The organism is Kitasatospora sp. NPDC059571, from assembly GCF_042735675.1.
Lineage (GTDB): Bacteria > Actinomycetota > Actinomycetes > Streptomycetales > Streptomycetaceae > Kitasatospora.
Genome location: NZ_JBHWBW010000508.1, coordinates 1 through 1,184, shown reverse-complemented (window position 1 = coordinate 1,184; position 1,184 = coordinate 1). Strand labels below are relative to the sequence as shown.

General features: G+C 77.4%; 2 protein-coding genes. Both read right to left on the bottom strand.

The window, feature by feature from the left end:
- Positions 1–198, bottom strand: a 198-nt coding sequence (locus ACFV0G_RS34150) for a hypothetical protein (protein WP_380556372.1), incomplete at its 3' end; no start/stop codon positions are given.
- 32 nt (positions 199–230) lie between these two features.
- On the bottom strand, positions 231–1,142 hold the full coding sequence (locus tag ACFV0G_RS34145; protein ID WP_380556370.1) for a type II secretion system F family protein: 912 nt from the start codon (positions 1,140–1,142) through the stop codon (positions 231–233).
- Positions 1,143–1,184: the final 42 nt, after the last annotated feature.

Here is a 1,184-nt window from a genome sequence, read left to right as displayed (position 1 = left end):
GGCGCGGGCGTGGTCCCCAACCCGGTTTTGGGCGGGGGGTTTTTGTTGGTTCCCCCCGCCGGGGCCGCGGGCGGGGGGGGGGCCCCCCAGCCGCCCGAGCCGCAGGTGCAGGTAGGGCATGCCGAGGTGCAGCGGGAGCAGGACGGGTAGCAGCAGGGCGCTCAGCAGGGGCCTGAGCCGGGCCGGGATCGCGGTCATGGTGTGGTCTCCAGGACGGGGGCGGTCGGGGGTCAGTTGACGTCGAGCATCTGGTACAGCGCGGGGAAGACGATGAGCACCGTCATGAGCAGGGTCAGCGCCGCGCCCGGCGCCACCATCCGCTCGCTGTCGGCGTTGGCGCGGGCGAGCTCCTCCGCCAGGAGTTCGCCGCGCAGGCTCTTGGCGCGGGCCCGCAGGGTGTCGTACACGGCGGCGCCGTCGGTCCCGGAGATCCGCATGATGTCGGCGAGGTCCTGAAGGGGCGTCAGTCCGAGGTCGGCGGCGAGCACGTCGAGGCCGTCCCAGGGCGGCACCCGGTCGGTGGCGGCCCGTTCCAGGGCATCGCGGATGCGCCGGAACACCGGCCCGCGGCCGACCGCGGCGGCCCGGCGCAGCGCCTCGGCCGGTCCGCAGTCGGCGGCCCGTTCCAGGGCGACGAGTTCGAGGTACGCGGCGATGCCGTGCAGGTACTCGGTGCGGGCCTCGCGTGCCTCGCCGGCCGCGATGCCGTCCGGCACGAACCAGAGCACCGCGGCCAGCGCCGGGCCGGCCACCAGCGGGACGGCGACCGGCAGCGCGACGTCGGCGACCGCGGCCATCGCGGTGAGGTAGCCGGGCAGCAGCAGGCCGGCGACGGCGAACAGCAGCTTGTGCGCCATGAACCGGGCCGGGCTGCGGCCGATCAGCGACAGCTGCTGGTACGGGATGCGCACCCGCCCCCAGCCGCCCGGCCGGGAGCCGCCGCCGGCGAGGCGCAGCGAGTCCGCGCCGATCCGGTCGAACCAGGTGGCGCGCTCCGCCTCCGGCGGGTGCGGGTCGGGGGTGCGGTGCAGCCGGTCCAGCGCCTGGCCGAGGTCGGGCGGGGCGGGGCGCAGCTCGGCGAGCAGCAGCGCGAGGCCGCCGGCCGCGGCGCCGCCGGCGAGCACGGCCCAGGGCGAGATCATCGGGCCTCCTTGGCGAGCGCCGGCAGGGGCGCGGCCCGCGGC